Below are 17225 nucleotides of genomic sequence, written 5' to 3'. Positions count from 1 at the left end.
GCTTCGGGAATATTTTATGCCTTACACGAAACTGCGCGCGCAAACCGACCGTGTTGCCCGTATCCTGAAAGCCGTAGCCAATGCCCGACGGCTGTCTATCCTCTGTGAACTGGCCAATGGCGAGCAAAGCGTCACCGAATTACAGGAAGCGATCGGCATCAGCCAATCCGCCCTGTCACAGCATCTGGCCCGGCTGCGGCGTGACAAGCTCGTGGTAACCCGCAGGGACGCACAGAACATTTATTACAGCATTGAAGCGAACTATCTGCCCGATTTGCTGGACAGCCTCGACCAGCTTATCGCTGAAGGTAGTGGAAGTGGAGAGATGCGTAATACAGCCTGACTGCTTCTAACCAAACAGTTTGTCGATATCATCCTGACTGATACCGTCACCATCGGCAGAAGGACCATTCAGCAGGTTACTCTCATCAAAATGCGGATCATGGGGATTGTGATTGCCGTACTGTGCGGCATTCGCCACCTCTTCATTATGACGCTCAATATCATCACTTGAGATACCCATGGCCAGTTCAACATGAACAATGCGTTCCTCAAGGTTGGACAACATACGGGTAACCCGGGTTATGCGCTGGCCGGTCAGGTCCTGGAAGCTTGAAGCTTGCAGGATCTTCATGATGCTCTCGCGGATGACGTTCAGATCATCAGTAAAACGTTCATCACCGACCTCGTGCTGCACGCCCTCGATCAGTTCGATAACTGTCTGGTCAATGACTTCACAGGCATCAATGATCTCGCCCGCCGCTTCCTCGGTCTGGGAAATAACATCGCTCAACTCACCGGCGGCGGAAAAGATATTCTGACCACCCTCCTGAATCCGGCGCAGGCCAAGCACCGCATCCCGGCGTTCGCAGGACGCGGAGGGATCGGCAGCTTCAGGCTGGCCGGTTGCACCGGCTGAGCCTGCAACCGAGGCATTGCCGATCTGCTCCAGGCTCTCGACGATCAGCGACACCCGTTGCTCGAGCCGCTCGATCGCGCCCATCATGTCATCGATCTGACTGAATACCTGCGTATCCGGACTACTCTGTGGTCCCTTCGAGGACGATGTTTTTTTGGACATGGCAGCGCGCTGCTGCTCTGCCCGGAATGGTTTACGGGTCGGTACTGACATCTCGTGGCCTCATTTCTTGAACCGCTGCTGACGGCTATGAAACTGAGGCTAGCAATGATCACTTTCCCAACCGTTAAAACGGCGACCAAAGATTCATTCTTTTTGATTTTCGCCTAGTCGAGTCCGATCACATGGCCCTCACGGCGCGGATCGGCACCACCAATCAACTCACCGTCACGGATCAGAATGCCATGCAACCCGCTCTCCATCGTCGTAACCCGTACCTCATGCCCCATCTGTGACAATGCCTGGGCAATCGGATAGGCATCACCGCGGTTTTCCACCTCGACCGGACCGTTGCGGCTGCCGACATGCGGCTTGGCAAATGCCCCGGCCGGTTCATAACCGTAATCGAGAATGTCGATGATGCTTTGGGCCACGTAATTGATGATCCGGCTGCCGCCGGGCGAGCCGACCGCCAGCACCGGATGCCATGCGGCGTCAAAGACAATGGTCGGCGACATGGAACTGCGTGGCCGCTTGCCCGGCTGCACCCGATTGGCGATCAGCGCCCCTGCCCGATCCCGTGGAGCAAAGGAAAAATCGGTCAGCTCATTATTCAGCAGGATGCCATGCACCATCTGCCGTGCCCCGAAGGCCATCTCGATACTGCCGGTATAGGACAGGACATTGCCCGAACCATCGACCACAACGAAATGGCTGGTGCCGCTATTCTTCTGTCGGGGATCAATCCCGGCATCAAGGCGGGTTTCGAGCTGGGTGGCGGGCCAGTCATCGGCGATTGCCGGTCCGACAGAAGCCTGATCCAGAGACATCTGCCCGGCACGCCTATCGAGATAATCAGGATCAACCAGCGCCTTTACCGGCACCGGCACAAAATCCGCATCGGCCATATATCGGGCGCGGTCGGCATAGGCGAGCCGGGCCGCCTCCACATAGCGATGGGCCCCCATCACCCGGGCGCGCTCGTCATGGTCATCGGGCAGGAACTGTCCCACCATACCCAGTATCTGCCCGACGGTAAGGGCACCGGAACTGGGTGGCCCCATGCCACAAATCCGCAGATCACGAAACGGCGCGCATACCGCGCTGCGACGGATTGCGCGATAGCGGGCGAAGTCACCGGTACTGAGCAGCCCCGGATTGGTAGAATGCCCGGTCACCTTGGCGACAATATCCTCGGCAATCCTGCCGTTGTAGAAGGCATCCACGCCCTGATCGGCCACAGCCTCAAGCAGTGCCGCGTAATCAGGGTTTTTCAGAATATGCCCGACCGGCCAAGGCTCCCCCTCGGTATTGAAGAAATAGGTAAAGGCGGTCTGGTCATTGCTCAGCCCTTCCGCCTTGCCGATGCTGTCATGCAACCGCTGGCTGACGGCAAAACCGTCGCGCGCCAGATCAATCGCCGGTTGCAGCAATGTGCGAAACGGCAGGGCACCGTGATCCCGGTGCATCCGCTCCAGCAACCGCAAGGTGCCGGGCGTGCCCACCGCACGCCCACCGATGAAGGCTTTCGTGAAGTCCATCGGCGCGCCCTCAGGCGTCAGGAACAGATTATCGCGCGCCGCCATGGGGGCGGTCTCACGTCCGTCATAGGTATCCAGCAGCAGATCCCGGCCCGACCAATGCACCGCGAAGGCGCCACCGCCGAAGCCCGAGGATTGTGGCTCGACCAGCGTCAGTACCGCCTGAATGGCAACCGCCGCATCGGCAGCCGTGCCACCGGCGGCCAGCGCCTCGATACCGGCGCGACTGGCCAGCGGATGCGCCGTCACCACCATCGCCTTTGATGCCCTACCGGACTGTATCGGCTGCACCGGCGCGTCTGCCGCCTGTAAGCCGGTGAGTGGCAACAGACTGAGCAGAATGGCGACACAGGCGGTAAAAACCGGCCGCATCGGATGAATGTGATGTGGCATCGTGGTATTTTGTGTGAAGTATAAGGGCATGTGGCTTTGCATCAGGCAGGAAACGGGCGGGGCTGCAGACTAGGAACATTCGCGGCCAACTGCCAGCGGTTCTTGCTTATACTGAACCCGATCAATGGCCATCAACTACAGGCAGAGATTGAGAACCGTGCCGGACGACAAGTTTGATTCAGCCCGCCTCGAAGCGCATCTGGCCAAGAAGCGCAAGAAATCAGGTGCCGCCTATGCCACCACCGGCAAACGGGCCGTGGCCTATACGGTCGATCACCTGATCATCTCCTGCCTGTCGCTCATCCTTGCCTTTGTCATCAACATCTTCAATCCGGCCCCGGCATTCGAGATGATGCCGCCGGAACTGCAGATCACCCTTGATGCCTCGGGGATGCCGACCGCGAATATTGCCCAGATTCCGACAACAGAAGAAGCGATGGTGATGATTGCCGAGCACTGGGCCAGCCAGATGAGCAATTTTGCGCCGCTATTCTCACTCTCCTTCCTGCTGCCGATGGTTTATTTCTCAATGTTCATCGCCAGCCGCTGGCAGGCGACACCGGGCATGCGCTGGTGCAAGATGATTGTCACCGACCGGCAGGGCAATGCCCTGTCGCTGCTCCAGGCCGCGTTTCGTACGCTGGCCCATTTCCTGACCTATCTGACCCTCGGCATCGGTTTCTTCGCTGCCAGCTTTAACCAGCGGCGGCTGGCGCTCCATGACTGGATTTCCGGCACCGAGGTGCGCAAATACGATCCGGAATTTGAGGCTGAGCGCAAACGCCGGACCGAGGAAGCCAAGGCGGAAGCCCTGCGCGTGCAGGCACAGGCTCTGGACCGGCAGGCGACAAAACCGGCGCGGCCTGCCACCCATACCGCACCCAAGGGACAGGCCGGGGCAAAAAAACCGGCTGGCAAGAAACCGGCTGCGACCAAACCCGCCCGCCCGGCTCAATCGGTAAAGCCGAAACAGCGCCCGAAGCAGCAACCCAAACAATCCCCAGAACAATCAAGCTGACCGATTGACAGCTGACGCCTAAATTCCGTTACGTGTGCAGGCTTGTGGCTATGCTATAAGTCGCCATCATCAACGACCGGGGCCATCGGGCATACCGGCACCACGCGGGATTATTGGTCATGAACAAACAGGTCGATCCGAAACATATTGGCAGCCAGCCGAATGATCTCGACACCTTCTGGATGCCGTTCACGGCCAACCGGCAGTTCAAGGCCGATCCACGCATGATCGTCGGCGCCGACGGTGTCTACTATACCGCTCAGGATGGCCGTCAGGTACTCGACGGAGCTGCCGGTCTCTGGTGCGTCAATGCCGGTCACAACCGCAAGCCGATTGTCGATGCCATCAAGGCGCAGGTCGATGAGTTGGATTACGTCCCCGGCTTCCAGATGGGTCATCCCCGCGCCTTTGAGATGGCCAACCGTCTGAAAACCATCCTGCCCGACGGGATGGAGCATGTGTTCTTCTCCAACTCCGGTTCGGAAGCGGTCGATACCGCGCTCAAGATCGCGCTCGCCTATCACCATGCCCGTGGTGAGGGCAACCGCACCCGTTTGATCGGGCGCGAACGCGGCTATCACGGTGTCGGTTTCGGCGGCATCTCGGTCGGTGGGATGCCCTATAACCGCAAGGCATTCAACGGCGCGCTTCTGCCCCATGTCGATCACATGCCGCACACCCATGACAAGTCACAGCAGGCCTTCTCCAAGGGTCAGCCGGAATGGGGTGCGCATCTGGCCGATGAGCTGGAGAAAATCATCGCCCTGCATGATGCCTCAACCATCGCTGGCGTGATTGTCGAACCGGTCGCCGGCTCAACCGGCGTGCTGGTGCCGCCGAAGGGCTACCTCCAGCGGCTGCGGGAAATCTGTGACCACCATGGCCTGCTGCTGATCTTTGACGAGGTGATTACCGGCTTTGGTCGTCTGGGTACCGGATTTGCCGCCGAATATTTCGGCGTCACCCCGGACATCATGACCATGGCCAAGGGCGTCACCAATGGCGCGGTACCGATGGGTGCCACGGCGGTCAAAGGCAACATCTATGATGCCTTCATGAATGGCCCGGAACATATGATCGAGTTCTTCCACGGCTATACCTATTCCGGCCACCCGCTCGCCTGTGCCGCCGGTCTCGCCACGCTCGACATCTACCGGGACGAGAAGCTGTTCGAGAATGCCGCCAATCTCGCTCCCGTGCTGGAGAAGAAACTGCACACCCTGCGTGACGAGCCGAATGTCATCGATATTCGCAATATCGGCATGATCGGCGCGGTTGAACTGGCACCGAGCGATGCCGGACCATCCAAACGGGCCTATGAGGTCTTCCTCGATTGCTGGCGCAACAACGTGATGGTCCGCTTTACCGGCGATACCATTGCCATGTCACCGCCGCTGATCATGACCGAAGACAATATCGAGCAACTGGTTGAAACCCTGCGGGCCGCAATCCGCCGTGCAGCCTGATCGGACAGACATTCCACCGGCACAGGCCGTCCTGATTGACGGCCCCGATGCCCTGACCGCGATCACCAGCAATCCCGAGGCAATCCCCGCGGATTGCTGGTTCATCACCCCGGATCATGTGGGCCGCCAGCTTGGCCTAGGCTGGGCTGTCGCGGTACAGGAAGTGCTGACCAGCCTGTCTGCCGGATGGCATCTGATCGCCGATTGCGGCAACAGCGCCGGGGATGCCGCCCATGCAATCAGCCTCGGATTGCCCGGAACCGTGTTTTATGGCGACGATCTTGATGAAAATGCGAAAGCAGACGTTGCCGAAAGGCTGTCATCCATGGCAGAACAGCGCGGCACGGTGTTCCTGAGCCAGCGACCAGCGGTTCAGCCCGCCTTCCATACTCCGTAGAACAAGATGTCTGCACCCGAACGCAGACCCATAAAACAAGAGAGCGAAACAGATGAAAACGACCCAGCGCGTTCGCAAAATTCTGAGCTATTACGAGACCGAAACCCCCGGTGTAAAAGCCAACATCGCGCGCTTCCTGATGGAAGGTAAGCTGCGCGGCACCGGCAAGATGATCATCCTGCCGGTCGATCAGGGCTTCGAGCACGGCCCCGCCCGTTCCTTCGCATCCAATCCGGCGGCCTATGATCCAGCCTATCACCCGCAACTGGCGCTCGATGCCGGTCTGTCCGGTTATGCCGCCCCGCTCGGTATGCTTGAATGTGTTGCTGATACCTTTGCCGGTCAGCTGCCGCTGGTGCTGAAAATGAACAGCGCCAACAGCCTGTCCCGTTTCAAGGAAGGTGCCGATCAGGCCGTGACCGCTTCTGTTGACGACGCACTGCGCCTCGGCTGCTCTGCCATCGGCTTCACCATCTATCCGGGTTCCGACGCTGCCTATGACCAGTTCGAGGAACTGCGCGACCTGACCCTTGAGGCGAAATCTGCTGGTCTCGCCACCATCGTCTGGTCCTATCCACGCGGCGGCTCCATGACCTCCGATGGCGAAACTGCTGTTGATATCGTTGCCTATGGCGCGCACATGGCCTGCATGCTCGGTGCCAATATCGTCAAGGTGAAGCTGCCGACCGACTTCATTGAGCTGAAAGAAGCTAAAAAGGTCTATGAGGAAGAGAAAATCGACGTCAGCACCCTGTCCAAGCGCGTTGAGCACGTGGTCAAGTCATGCTTCGACGGTCGGCGCATCGTGATCTTCTCCGGCGGCGGCAAGAAGGGCCTGCAGGGTCTCTATGACGACGCACAGGCCATTCAGGATGGCGGCGGCAACGGCTCCATCATCGGCCGTAACGTCTTCCAGCGCCCACGTGAAGAGGCACTGGAAGTACTCGGCAAGATGATCGATATCTTCAAGGGCCAGTAAGCTCAAAAACCGGCAAACCGCCTGTCGGCTTGACCGGACCGAACAGAAAAGCGAAACAGGGGCGCGACTATTCCAGATGGTCGTGCCCTTTTTCATTGATGACCCGACACCATGCCCAAGCAGCCAACCGTTCCCGACCGCCCACCGCTCCAGTTTTATGCCTCGGTTCTGGATATAGAAGATCTGCCTGCGGCCCAATCCACTGTTACTGCGGTCCTGAGCGATCCGCCCCCCGCCGCGATCCTGCTCGGCTTCACCAGCGAGGATCCGGTTATTGTCGGCGACATGGTGACCGCATTACAGCAGCCGATACAGGCAGCGGAAACCGCCTGCATACTGCTCGGCGACCCAGCACTGGCGGTGGCACTCGGCTGTGACGGCGCGCATCTGGAGTTTACCGATATGCCGGTGAAACAGGCCCGTGCCACGCTCGGTGACGACCATATTCTCGGCATCGGTTGCAACTACAGCCGCCACGATGCCATGATTGCCGCCGAACAGGGTGCCGATTACGTTGCTTTCGGCCCCTATACGGCCACATCCGACGCGGAAGACCTCTCAGCTCTGACATGGTGGCAGGAGATGATGGAAACGCCCTGTGTCGCCATCACCGATGATGCCGGATTGTCGCAATCGCTCTATGACGCCGGGGCCGATTTTGTGCTTGTGCACAAAACTGCCTAGTTTTCCCTGCGTGTTTTCATCCGGCAGGCGTAGGGCTGGATAGGTCAGATAACGACGACCGACAAGCGAGGCCATCATGGCAGCAGAACCGGATCTCAAAGCACTTGAACGCCACGCCACCTATCGACAGGGCGGCCCCTTCAAGCCAGCAAAGCAGGGCGAGCACATGGGTTCATACGGACCGCTCGCCGATCAGCTCCACCGCTCGGAGCCAGTCGCAGCCCCCATGCCCGCCACGACCTCTGCCCCGCGAACAGATCAGGTGATGCGTACAGTAAAGCCCCGCCGCGAAACCGCGTTCGAGCGTGCGGTTGAAGGATCGGTGAGACGCGGCACCCTCAGCCGCGAAGGCGCAGACGCCCTGCTCGAAAACCGCTTCCCGCAATGGCTCGATGAACAGTTTGCCGCCAAGAAACAGGCCGCTGCTGCCGAAGGCGACCACAAGAAATCACCCGCCGCCTCCGGTCCGGCAACGCCCGGTACCCGCGTCTAGGTCTAGCTAGCGCGTCCGCGATTTCTTGAAAGCCTCGACGCTCACATCAACGGGCAGCCAGCAGACATCGTCGATGTGATCGGCACCACTGAACAGCATGGCCAGACGGTCGATGCCGAGGGCAATACCGCCCGCCTCGGGCATCCCGTGTTCGAGCGCCGCGATGAAATCCCCGTCAATCGGATAGCGCTCACCATAGAGCTGTTCCTTCAGGTCCATATCGGCCTCGAACCGGCGCAGCTGTTCCCCGGCATCGGTCAACTCACCAAACGCATTGGCCAGTTCAAGGCTGCAGATATACAGCTCGAACCGTTCGGCCAGTCGCGGGTCTTCGGCCTTCGGACGTGACAGGGCCGCCATGGAAATCGGGTAATCATAGAGAATGGTCGGCACACCGACGCCCAGATTTGGCTCGATCTTCTCCAGAAAAATCTTGAAGAACACATCATCCCAGCGATCATCATCGGCCACATGGAAGCCCTGCGCCCGCGCGAGCGGAGCGAGCAGGGCAACATCGGGATTGCGATCATCGGGGCCGATGGTGGCCATGAGGTCGATGCCGGTATAGCGGGTGAACGCCTCTGGCACCGACAGGTATTCCCACTCGCCGAACGGATCGCTGGTCAGCTCCCCGTGCCGCAGCTGATCAATGCCACAGGCCCGTGCCGCCGCCTGCACCATACCTTGCGTATCCGCCATGATATCGCGATAGCTGGCATTGGTGCGGTACCATTCGATCATGGTGAATTCCGGCTGGTGCAGCTTGGCCTGCTCGCCATTACGGAACACCCGGCAGATTTCGAACAACCGCGGCCAGCCCGCGACCAGCAGCTTCTTGATCGCGAATTCCGGGCTGGTATGGAGATAGAAGGGCCGCACGGTTTTCCGGTCCATGCCGACGAAATCGGTTTTGAACGCCTGCAGATGCGGCTCAAGCCCCGGACTGGTCTGCAGCGCCGGGGTTTCGCACTCGATAAAGTCCTGTTCCCAGAAATATTCCCGGATCGCACGGATCATTTCCGCCCGCCGTCCCAGATTGTCCCGGCGTTTCATCATCTGGTCCGGGTGCCATACCGGCTGCTGGATATGCGAATTCGACATAACTTGCTCCTTACAGCGCCACTGCCGATTGCACCTGTCGCGCCTTGCTGCTAGCTTCCGGCAAAATTTTTCGACTACTTATGACGGTTAAGGCATCAAGCATATGAAAATCAACGCTATTGAAATCCGTGGCGGTAACGTTCTCGATCATGAGGGCAAGCTCTGGCTCGTGCTGAAGAGCAATATCTACCAGCCCGGCAAGGGCGCTTCCGTGGTTCAGGTGGAAATGCGCGATGTCCGCACCGGTACCAAAACCAATGTCCGTTTCCGCACCCAGGAGACCGTCGAGCGCGCCCGTCTGGACGAGGTCGAGTACCAGTATCTCTACGACGAGGGCGATGATCAGTTCGCCTTCATGAATCAGGAAACCTTCGAGCAGATCAGCATTACCGGCGAGATCATCGGCGATCAGAAAATCTATCTGCAGGAAGGCATGACCGTTATCGTGCAGATGTTTGAGGCCGAGGCGCTGTCCGTACAGCTGCCGGTTACCGTTGTGCTCGAAATCACCGAGGCTGACCCGGTCGTGAAAGGCCAGACCGCCTCTTCATCCTACAAACCTGCCCTGCTCGAAAACGGTGCCAAGATCATGGTCCCGCCACATATCGAGGCAGGCACCAAGGTTGTTGTGAAGCCGGAAGACGGCTCCTATGTCGAGCGCGCGAAATAAGCCTTTTCGCGCCCCGACACCGACCTCCTTTTCTTTAACCGCAGCCAGATTGGCAAATCATTATGGCCCCGACTTCCCCACTCATTAACGTCATGGTTCAGGCGGCACAGAAGGCCGCGCGCGGCCTGACCCGCGATTTTGGCGAGCTTGAGAACCTGCAGGTTTCCCGCAAAGGGCCGAGCGATTTCGTCTCCGCCGCCGATATCAAGGCCGAGAAGAAGCTGCGTGAGGAACTGGAGAAAGCCCGTCCCGATTACGGCTTCATCATGGAAGAAGGCGGCAAGGTTGCCGGTAAGGACCATTCAAACACCTGGATCATCGATCCGCTGGATGGCACCACCAACTTCCTGCACGGCTTTCCGCACTGGTGCATCTCCATCGCCCTTGAGCGTGATAGCGATATCCATGCCGGTGTGATCTATGACCCGATCAAGGATGACCTGTTCTGGGCCGAAAAAGGTGCCGGTGCCTTCTGCAACGACCGCCGTATGCGGGTTTCCGGTCGCATCCATCTTGATGAAACCATCGTCGCCACCGATGTGCCCGGCGTTGGTCGTGGCAATCATGGCGAATTGCTCGGCATCATGGAAAAGGTGATGGGCAAGGTTGCCGGCGTTCGCCGCACCGGTTCCGCCGCCCTCGACCTCGCCTATGTCGCCGCTGGCAAGCTCGACGCCTATTGGGAGCGTGATGTGAACTCCTGGGACGTCGCCGCCGGTATCGTCATGGTGCGTGAGGCGGGCGGCATCGTCTCCGACCTGCGCGGCATACGTAAATGCCATAATTCCGGTTCTATTATTGCGGGCAACCAGACCCTGCACACCGAATTGATGCGCGACGTCAAACTGCCCAAAGAGGTTGCCGCCAAAAGCGCTTCCTGACCGTTGCAGGCTGGCCCAGCGACCGTTGATTTTACGTGATTTGCGTAAACGATGCGGGCGCAATAGTGTTGACTTGCGACGACCCGAGACGCGACCAGGTGAGACAATGATCCAACGCCCCAGCCAGTACCTTATTCGTATAGCCATATTTCTCGTCGCCGTCCTTGTGCTGGCCGGGTTCCTGAATGCTGCCCTGCTCAACGCCTTCATGGCCAATCCGGCCCTAAATGGTTTGATCCTTGGCGTGCTGCTGATCGGTCTCGGCTTTGCCATCCGTGAGGTTCTGCGCCTGACGCCGGAGGTTGACTGGCTCGACCGGGTCCAGCGCGGCGATACCCGTTCCTATGGCCGCGATCCGGTATTACTTGCCTCCCTCTCCCGTGTCGTCGCCGACCGACCGCGCGAATTGCGCCTGTCGCCATCGGCCATGCGCTCCCTGCTCGACGGCGTCGCTGCCCGGCTGCATGAGAGCCGGGAATTGAGCCGCTATGGCATCGGTCTGCTGGTGTTCCTCGGCCTGCTCGGCACCTTCTGGGGTTTGCTGACCACGATCGGGGCAATCAGCAATGTGGTCAACGGCCTGACCGTCGGCCCGGACAATATCGGCGCGGTTTTCGATGATCTGAAAAGCGGGCTGCAAGCCCCCCTCTCGGGCATGAGCACTGCCTTCTCCTCTTCCCTGTTCGGCCTCGCCGGGTCTCTGATTCTCGGCTTCGTCGATCTGCAGGCCGGTCAGGCTCAGAACCGTTTCTATACCGATCTTGAGGATTGGCTATCAGAGAATATCGATGTCAGCAGCGCCGCTGGCGGACTGGTCGAGGGCGATGCCTCGCCCAACGCCTATCTTGCTGCACTGGTCGAACAGAATGCCGAGAACCTCAACAAGCTGACTGCCGTGATCAGCAATGTCGAGGCCGAGCGCCAGCGCAACAACGATGCCCTCGCCCAGCTCGGCGATCACATTCAGGCGCTGGTCGTGCAGATGGCCAATGAACAGCAGGTGCTGAACAAGCTGAGCGACCTCGAAACCGGTACCGCACCGCTGCTCAATGCGATCAATCAGGCAATCTCCGAAGGCCGCCTCGGTATCGACGACAACAGCCGCAAGCATCTGCAGAATATCAACACCAACCTGTCCCGCCTGCTGGAAGAAACCGCGCAGGGCCGGGTCGAGATGCTGACCTCTGTGCGCGATGAAATCCGCCTGCTGTCCAAGACCGTGGCCATTGTCGCCGAACAGGTCATGGACCCGGACAATCAGGCCGAGGCCGCCGAGCTGCGCTTCAAATCCGCAAGCCAGCAGCAGGAACCGGGGCAGCCACCACTGCCCGACTGGCTCGCGCGCCAGCAGGACAATAGCGGGAACAAGGGATAGCAGCGATGCCCCTGCCCTCACGCCGCAACGGCGCTACCGCAATCAATGTCTGGCCCGGCTGGGTCGATGCCCTGTCATCCCTGCTGATGGTGGTGATCTTTGTGCTGCTGGTCTTCACCATGGCACAATTCTTCCTGCAATCCACGCTCAGCGGTCAGGACATCCAGCTCGAACGCCTCAACGCCCGGATCAACGAACTGACTGATCAACTGGCGCTCGAAGCATCGGACAAGCGGGAGCTGGAAGCGACCATCGCGCGACTGACCGGTCGCCTCAGCAATCTGGAGACCGAGCGCAATGCGATCCGGCTGGCGCTGGCCGAGCGAGAGGAGGCCCGCGCTGCGCTCGAAGATCAGGTTATCAGCCTTGAAGACCGGTTACAGCAGCTATCCGCCGCCAATAGTGCAGCACAGACCGATCTGGCAGATCAGGAGCAACTGACAGCAGAAGCACAGGATCAGGTCGCCATGCTGAACCTGCAACTCAATGCCCTGCGCGAGGAACTGGCCCGGCTGTCATCGCTGCTCAGCGAGCGTGAAGCGACAATTGAGGAACAGGATGCCCAGATCGTCAATCTCGGCCAGCGGCTCAATCAGGCGCTGGCGAGCCGGGTACAGGAACTGGCGCGCTATCGCTCAGAGTTCTTTGGCCGTCTGCGGGAAATTCTCGGCGAGCGGGATGATGTGCGCATCGTTGGCGACCGTTTTGTCTTCCAGTCGGAAGTGCTGTTCGACAGTGGTGAAGCAATTCTGGCCCCTGCCGGGCGGGAACAGTTGCAGCAGCTTGCCGATACGCTGAAGACCCTGTCGGCGGAATTTCCCGATGATCTGAACTGGATTTTGCGGGTCGATGGCCATACCGATAATGTGCCAATCAATACCCCGGAATTCCCGTCAAACTGGGAGCTCTCCTCAGCCCGCGCCATCTCAGTGGTCAAGTTTCTGATCGAGCAGGGCATCCCCGAGCGGCGTCTGGCGGCAACCGGATTTGGCGAGTATCAGCCGATCGAACCGGGCAATTCGGCAGAGACCAGATTGCGAAATCGTCGGATCGAGCTGAAATTCGACCAGCGATAGGCCAAAAACTGCAACAGATGCTTGCTTTCCTTGGGCTCGTTCGGTATCACCCTGCTTCAAAGTTTCCGACAGATAACCATTCATGCGTGGCCGAGCTGCGGAATAGCCGTTGGTTCAGACCCATAACGCTGGAGTAAAGACCATGAAAGCCGATATTCATCCCGAGTATCATGAAATCACCGTTGTCATGACCGACGGTACCGAATTCACGACCAAGAGCACCTATGGCGAGCCAGGTGCCGTTATGCGTCTCGATATTGATCGCAAGTCACACCCGGCATGGGTTGGTGGCAGCCAGCGTGCGCGTGAAGGTGGCCAGCTGGCCCGCTTCCGCAACCGTTTCGCAGGCTTCGGTCTCGACGGCTAATAACGCAAGCGGCAATGCCGGGTACCTACCCGGCCTTGCGTGCCTGCTGATCGAGGCGCGATATACGCTGATACAGCGCGCGACTGCGATCCATCAGATTGCTCAGGCGGTCCGGAATAATATCCCGGTCCGCCTGTTCCTTTTCCAGCCACTCTGCATCCTCACCGGCAATGCTGCCGGTTTCCGGCAGGGCATAGGTGTCATCCGCCAGCGTTTCCGGTGGCAATTCCCCGGTCGCCACAGCCTTGTTCGCCATGAGCCAGGCCATTATCTGCGTCAGCCGCGCGGTCACCTGCATGGTATATTGACTGAGCCGCAGCCGCTGGTCTGATTCCAGCTGCGAACTGGCCTCGCGCTGTTCCTTGGCGAAATCGCGGGCATCAATCAGCATCTCCATCGCCTCTTCATAGGCCCGGTCGAGCGTCGCATCGGCGGTGGTGGGAATATTGTCTGGCATGGTTGATCCATTCGTCAGGCGCGGCCAAATACTGATAACCGGATGCTAGAGAGTACCGGCGCGGAATGATAGCGCGACCCGGGTTAAAAATCTGGAAAACACCCCCTTGAACCCGAAAATCGGCCTACCTACCTATTTATTGTGGGGACGTTGGATGATCCAAGTCCTCGCAAAACAGAACCGTGTCGGATGCCGATTGTCGGGTCCGGCCACCAGTAATCAAACTCGCTTCATCGAAGGAGAAAATGATGCGTACCTATGATTTGACACCCTTGTTCCGTTCAACCGTTGGCTTTGACCGCCTCAATCGCCTGCTGGAAAGCGCGACCGCATTGGATGAAACACCGTCCTACCCCCCTTACAACATCGAGAAACTGAGTGATGATGATTACCGTATTACCATGGCTGTTGCTGGCTTCAGCCGCGATGACATTGACATTACGGTCAAGCAGAACTCTCTGCTCATCACCGGTAAGGGCCAATCCAAGGACAAGGCGGAAGGCGTAACCTTCCTGCATCGCGGTATCGCAACCCGTTCTTTCGAGCGCCGGTTCGATCTCGCCGACCATATCGAGGTGACCGATGCCGCCCTCACCGATGGTATGCTGACAATCGGCCTCAAGCGCCGGGTGCCGGAAGCCCTCAAGCCACGGAGCATCGAAATCCGTGACGGTGAGGCGGATCAATCAGCCGCCAAAACAATCGAGCATAACGGAAAAAAAGCCGCATAAGGCTTGGCTTTCCCGACCCGATTGAAAAGCAGCAGCGTCCGGTCCCCCGCCGGGCGCTGTTCTGCATTTGGGGCTAGCCCATAACGCCTGCGATAATGGCATCCAGTGTCGGATCGGGCGCTTCCACCATCATCATGTGGCCGACCCCGTCGAGGACAGTGACATCGGCACCGTCGGGCACATTCTGCAGTGCCTGAGCCAGCTTCTTGCCAGCCCGCGCCGGGGTCATTTTGTCCAGCGCACCGAGAACGAGAAAACTCGGCTGGGTTACCGCCCCGGCATGGGCGACACCGTCCCGGAACTCGTTACAGGCCTTGAGATCGTGATAGAGAATACCCGGTGATCTGGCGATCACGGTCTGCATCAACCGCTGGCCACCGCCCATCATCCAGAGACCCGGCCCACGACTGCCACCCACATGCCCGGCGGGACCGAACCCAAAGCCGGTGACCATATCAATGGCTTCCTGACGATCCTCGGCAGCAGCATCGAGCATGGCTTGATTGACCGGCATATCTGCCGCGGTACCGAGCAGCCCGATCCGGGCAACACGCTCCTTGTAGCGCACCGCCGCATCGAGGGCGACCAGCGAGCCCATGGAATGCCCGATCAGCGTCGCCTGTTCGATCCCGGCGGCATCGAGCAGCGCCATGATCCAGTCGGCCATGGCGGCAATGCTGGTAAGTGCGTCGCCACCGCTGCGGCCATGGGCAGGCAGGTCAACCGCCAGCACATTGTAGCCGCGATTGGCAAAATACCGGCTCTGCAGCGCCCAGACAGAGTGATCCATACCGGCGCCGTGAATGAACACGATGCTCGGCTGTCTGCGGGACAGTTCCTTGCCCGCTGTCGCAACGAAGGCGCTGCTGCCATTTACCTCAAGCTGCATTGCCCTACCCCTTCAGTGCCGCGCGGAAACCGAGTTTGAGATCGGCAATGATATCGTCCGGATCTTCCAGACCGACCGACAGGCGGATCATCTCCTCGCCGATACCGGCACGTTGCAGCATATCCGGCCCCATCTGGCTGTGCGTCGTGCTGGCCGGGTGGATCACCAGCGTCTTGGCATCACCGACATTGGCCAGATGCGAAATCATCGACAGCGCCTCGATAAAGCGGCGACCGGCGGCGTGGGCGTCATCATCGGCACCGGACTGGATACCGAAGCTGATCACCGAGCCTGCGCCCTTAGGCAGCAGCTCATTGGCCAGTGCGTGATCGGGATGCTCCGGCATGGTCGGGTGCCAGACCCAGGCAACGCCCTTCTCATCCGCCATGGCCTGTTTCAGGAAGGTCAGCACTGTGGCGGTATTTTCCTGATGTCGCTGCATACGGATCGGCAGGGTTTCGATGCCCTGCAGCAGGGTAAAGGCAGCATGCGGGTTGAGCGCCGGACCGATATCACGCAGCCCCTCGGCGCGCAGCTTCATGCAGAATGCCTGCGGGCCGAACTCTTCCCAGAAATTGAGGCCGTGATAGCCGGCATATGGCTCGGTAATCGTTGGGAACTTGCCACTGGCACCCCAGTCGAAGGTACCGCCATCGACAACAGCCCCACCCATGGCAACGCCGTGCCCGCCCATCCATTTGGTCAGTGAATGCACAACCAGATCGGCACCGAGGGCAATCGGCTGCTGCAGATACGGGGTGACGAAGGTGGCATCAACCATCAGCGGCAGATCGGCACCGTGCGCCACCTCGGCCAGTGCCGGAATATTGCTGACCTCCAGTCCCGGATTGCCAATGCTCTCGGTATAGACGAGGCGGGTCTCGGGCTTGATCGCGGCCTTGAAGCCTTCGATGTCATGGGGATGCACAAAGGTCGTGGTGATCCCGAAGCGCGGCAGGGTATGGGTGAACAGATTGTGCGTACCGCCATAGAGGGCATGGGATGACACGATATGCCCGCCCTGCCCCATCAGCGTGATAATCGCCAGAAACAGCGCCGCGTGACCCGTTGCGGTACAAACCGCACCAACACCGTGATCCATCGCCGCCACCCGTTCTTCGAGCACGGCAACGGTCGGGTTGGAGATACGGGAATAGATGTGCCCGGCGCGCTCCAGATTGAACAGGGCCGCTGCCTGATCGGCATCCCGGAACACATAGGATGTGGTCTCATAGATCGGTACGGCACGCGCCCCGTGGATCGGGTCGGGCCGGTGTCCGGCATGCAGGCTAAGGGTATCGAGCTTGAGGAACTTGTCGGCGCTCATCTTGGGTTTCCCTGTTATTATCGTTCAGCGTTGCGCCACGCTATTCACCCCGCCCCCTGCCCGTCAACAACCAACAACAGCTTGAGCCACAAGAAAAAAGCGGCTGCCGGTCGGGGCAGCCGCTTTATGGATCAATGTGCCCGGTAGAGCCATGATCATCAGACAACATGTCAGGAGAGCGGTTGAGGTAGGGGTTGGGGGGTATGCTCTGGCTGACAAGTGCAGAATAACCGGCTAATCTTTGCCGATTGGTTAACGTCAGCGATTTTTTTTCAGGCCCCTGATCAGGACCCGAACCGGAT

18 protein-coding genes and 1 pseudogene are annotated in these 17225 nt (G+C 59.4%); 13 read left to right on the top strand and 6 right to left on the bottom strand.

Annotated features, from left to right (window positions below):
• The first annotated feature begins 16 nt into the window (after positions 1–16).
• Positions 17–343, top strand: coding sequence for a hypothetical protein (locus tag CBB62_06050; GenBank protein OUT41870.1), 327 nt, complete (start codon positions 17–19; stop codon positions 341–343).
• Between the two features lie 6 nt (positions 344–349).
• Here the strand turns inward: CBB62_06050 and CBB62_06045 are convergent, their stop codons facing one another.
• Positions 350–1132 carry a hypothetical protein gene (locus CBB62_06045; GenBank protein OUT41869.1) on the bottom strand — a complete coding sequence of 261 codons (783 nt, stop codon included), beginning with the start codon at positions 1130–1132 and terminating at the stop codon, positions 350–352.
• A gap of 113 nt (positions 1133–1245) precedes the next feature.
• Entirely contained in the window at positions 1246–2991 is a 1746-nt protein-coding gene (locus CBB62_06040; protein OUT41868.1) for a gamma-glutamyltransferase, read from the bottom strand.
• A 145-nt stretch (positions 2992–3136) separates the two neighbouring features.
• Here CBB62_06040 and CBB62_06035 point away from each other — a divergent pair, with 145 nt between their 5' ends.
• From CBB62_06035 to CBB62_06010, 6 genes are all read left to right on the top strand, one after another.
• Positions 3137–4030, top strand: coding sequence for a hypothetical protein (locus tag CBB62_06035; protein ID OUT41867.1), 894 nt, complete (start codon positions 3137–3139; stop codon positions 4028–4030).
• 119 nt (positions 4031–4149) lie between these two features.
• The gene (locus tag CBB62_06030) at positions 4150–5496 is read left to right on the top strand and encodes an aspartate aminotransferase family protein (GenBank protein ID OUT41866.1); all 1347 of its coding nucleotides are present in this window, start codon (positions 4150–4152) and stop codon (positions 5494–5496) included.
• Positions 5486–5893, top strand: coding sequence for a hypothetical protein (locus CBB62_06025; protein OUT41865.1), 408 nt, complete (start codon positions 5486–5488; stop codon positions 5891–5893). The genes CBB62_06030 and CBB62_06025 overlap by 11 nt, the downstream gene beginning before the upstream one ends.
• Before the next feature lie 52 nt (positions 5894–5945).
• Positions 5946–6872, top strand: coding sequence for a fructose-bisphosphate aldolase (locus CBB62_06020; protein OUT41864.1), 927 nt, complete (start codon positions 5946–5948; stop codon positions 6870–6872).
• Between the two features lie 111 nt (positions 6873–6983).
• On the top strand, positions 6984–7556 hold the full coding sequence (locus CBB62_06015; protein OUT41863.1) for a hypothetical protein: 573 nt from the start codon (positions 6984–6986) through the stop codon (positions 7554–7556).
• Positions 7557–7632: 76 nt separating this feature from the next.
• The gene (locus tag CBB62_06010) at positions 7633–8049 is read left to right on the top strand and encodes a hypothetical protein (GenBank protein OUT41862.1); all 417 of its coding nucleotides are present in this window, start codon (positions 7633–7635) and stop codon (positions 8047–8049) included.
• Between the two features lie 6 nt (positions 8050–8055).
• Here the strand turns inward: CBB62_06010 and CBB62_06005 are convergent, their stop codons facing one another.
• On the bottom strand, positions 8056–9150 hold the full coding sequence (locus CBB62_06005) for an EF-P lysine aminoacylase GenX (GenBank protein OUT41861.1): 1095 nt from the start codon (positions 9148–9150) through the stop codon (positions 8056–8058).
• 103 nt (positions 9151–9253) lie between these two features.
• On the opposite strand from CBB62_06005, the gene CBB62_06000 reads away from it, so the two are divergent.
• The 5 genes and pseudogenes from CBB62_06000 (at position 9254) to CBB62_05980 (ending at position 13519) form a co-directional block, all read left to right on the top strand.
• Entirely contained in the window at positions 9254–9820 is a 567-nt protein-coding gene (locus CBB62_06000; protein OUT41860.1) for an elongation factor P, read from the top strand.
• Between the two features lie 62 nt (positions 9821–9882).
• Positions 9883–10701, top strand: a complete 819-nt coding sequence (locus CBB62_05995) for an inositol monophosphatase (GenBank protein OUT41859.1) — start codon at positions 9883–9885, stop codon at positions 10699–10701.
• Between the two features lie 106 nt (positions 10702–10807).
• Positions 10808–11938 (top strand): annotated as a pseudogene (locus CBB62_05990) (hypothetical protein).
• Between the two features lie 143 nt (positions 11939–12081).
• Positions 12082–13152, top strand: coding sequence for a hypothetical protein (locus tag CBB62_05985; protein ID OUT41858.1), 1071 nt, complete (start codon positions 12082–12084; stop codon positions 13150–13152).
• A 142-nt stretch (positions 13153–13294) separates the two neighbouring features.
• The gene (locus tag CBB62_05980; GenBank protein ID OUT41857.1) at positions 13295–13519 is read left to right on the top strand and encodes a 50S ribosomal protein L31; all 225 of its coding nucleotides are present in this window, start codon (positions 13295–13297) and stop codon (positions 13517–13519) included.
• Positions 13520–13544: 25 nt separating this feature from the next.
• On the opposite strand, the gene CBB62_05975 is transcribed toward CBB62_05980, so the two are convergent.
• A complete protein-coding gene (locus CBB62_05975; GenBank protein OUT41856.1) occupies positions 13545–13976 on the bottom strand; it encodes a hypothetical protein in 432 nt (143 codons plus the stop codon).
• Positions 13977–14224: 248 nt separating this feature from the next.
• On the opposite strand from CBB62_05975, the gene CBB62_05970 reads away from it, so the two are divergent.
• On the top strand, positions 14225–14707 hold the full coding sequence (locus CBB62_05970) for a hypothetical protein (GenBank protein OUT42672.1): 483 nt from the start codon (positions 14225–14227) through the stop codon (positions 14705–14707).
• 73 nt (positions 14708–14780) lie between these two features.
• Here CBB62_05970 and CBB62_05965 read toward each other — a convergent pair whose 3' ends face one another.
• Both CBB62_05965 and CBB62_05960 read right to left on the bottom strand, forming a co-directional pair.
• On the bottom strand, positions 14781–15596 hold the full coding sequence (locus CBB62_05965) for an alpha/beta hydrolase (protein ID OUT41855.1): 816 nt from the start codon (positions 15594–15596) through the stop codon (positions 14781–14783).
• A gap of 4 nt (positions 15597–15600) precedes the next feature.
• A complete protein-coding gene (locus tag CBB62_05960) occupies positions 15601–16923 on the bottom strand; it encodes an O-acetylhomoserine aminocarboxypropyltransferase (protein ID OUT41854.1) in 1323 nt (440 codons plus the stop codon).
• Positions 16924–17225: the final 302 nt, after the last annotated feature.

The sequence above is a fragment of the Micavibrio sp. TMED2 genome (genome assembly GCA_002168225.1).
In the GTDB taxonomy this organism is placed as follows: domain Bacteria; phylum Pseudomonadota; class Alphaproteobacteria; order TMED2; family TMED2; genus TMED2.
The sequence above is the reverse complement of the archived record's forward strand: the minus strand, read 5'-3'. Positions and strand labels throughout refer to the sequence as shown.

Bases quoted from the DNA above. Each gene is read 5' to 3' on its own strand.
- CBB62_06035 (OUT41867.1), top strand. From the start codon at position 3,137: ATGGCCATCAACTACAGGCAGAGATTGAGAACCGTGCCGGACGACAAG.
- CBB62_05960 (OUT41854.1), bottom strand. From the start codon at position 16,923: ATGAGCGCCGACAAGTTCCTCAAGCTCGATACCCTTAGCCTGCATGCC.
- CBB62_05995 (OUT41859.1), top strand. From the start codon at position 9,883: ATGGCCCCGACTTCCCCACTCATTAACGTCATGGTTCAGGCGGCACAG.
- CBB62_06030 (OUT41866.1), top strand. From the start codon at position 4,150: ATGAACAAACAGGTCGATCCGAAACATATTGGCAGCCAGCCGAATGAT.
- CBB62_06050 (OUT41870.1), top strand. From the start codon at position 17: ATGCCTTACACGAAACTGCGCGCGCAAACCGACCGTGTTGCCCGTATC.
- CBB62_06020 (OUT41864.1), top strand. From the start codon at position 5,946: ATGAAAACGACCCAGCGCGTTCGCAAAATTCTGAGCTATTACGAGACC.
- CBB62_06000 (OUT41860.1), top strand. From the start codon at position 9,254: ATGAAAATCAACGCTATTGAAATCCGTGGCGGTAACGTTCTCGATCAT.
- CBB62_06010 (OUT41862.1), top strand. From the start codon at position 7,633: ATGGCAGCAGAACCGGATCTCAAAGCACTTGAACGCCACGCCACCTAT.
- CBB62_05985 (OUT41858.1), top strand. From the start codon at position 12,082: ATGCCCCTGCCCTCACGCCGCAACGGCGCTACCGCAATCAATGTCTGG.
- CBB62_06040 (OUT41868.1), bottom strand. From the start codon at position 2,991: ATGCGGCCGGTTTTTACCGCCTGTGTCGCCATTCTGCTCAGTCTGTTG.
- CBB62_06005 (OUT41861.1), bottom strand. From the start codon at position 9,150: ATGTCGAATTCGCATATCCAGCAGCCGGTATGGCACCCGGACCAGATG.
- CBB62_06015 (OUT41863.1), top strand. From the start codon at position 6,984: ATGCCCAAGCAGCCAACCGTTCCCGACCGCCCACCGCTCCAGTTTTAT.
- CBB62_05965 (OUT41855.1), bottom strand. From the start codon at position 15,596: ATGCAGCTTGAGGTAAATGGCAGCAGCGCCTTCGTTGCGACAGCGGGC.
- CBB62_05970 (OUT42672.1), top strand. From the start codon at position 14,225: ATGCGTACCTATGATTTGACACCCTTGTTCCGTTCAACCGTTGGCTTT.
- CBB62_06045 (OUT41869.1), bottom strand. From the start codon at position 1,132: ATGTCAGTACCGACCCGTAAACCATTCCGGGCAGAGCAGCAGCGCGCT.
- CBB62_05980 (OUT41857.1), top strand. From the start codon at position 13,295: ATGAAAGCCGATATTCATCCCGAGTATCATGAAATCACCGTTGTCATG.
- CBB62_05975 (OUT41856.1), bottom strand. From the start codon at position 13,976: ATGCCAGACAATATTCCCACCACCGCCGATGCGACGCTCGACCGGGCC.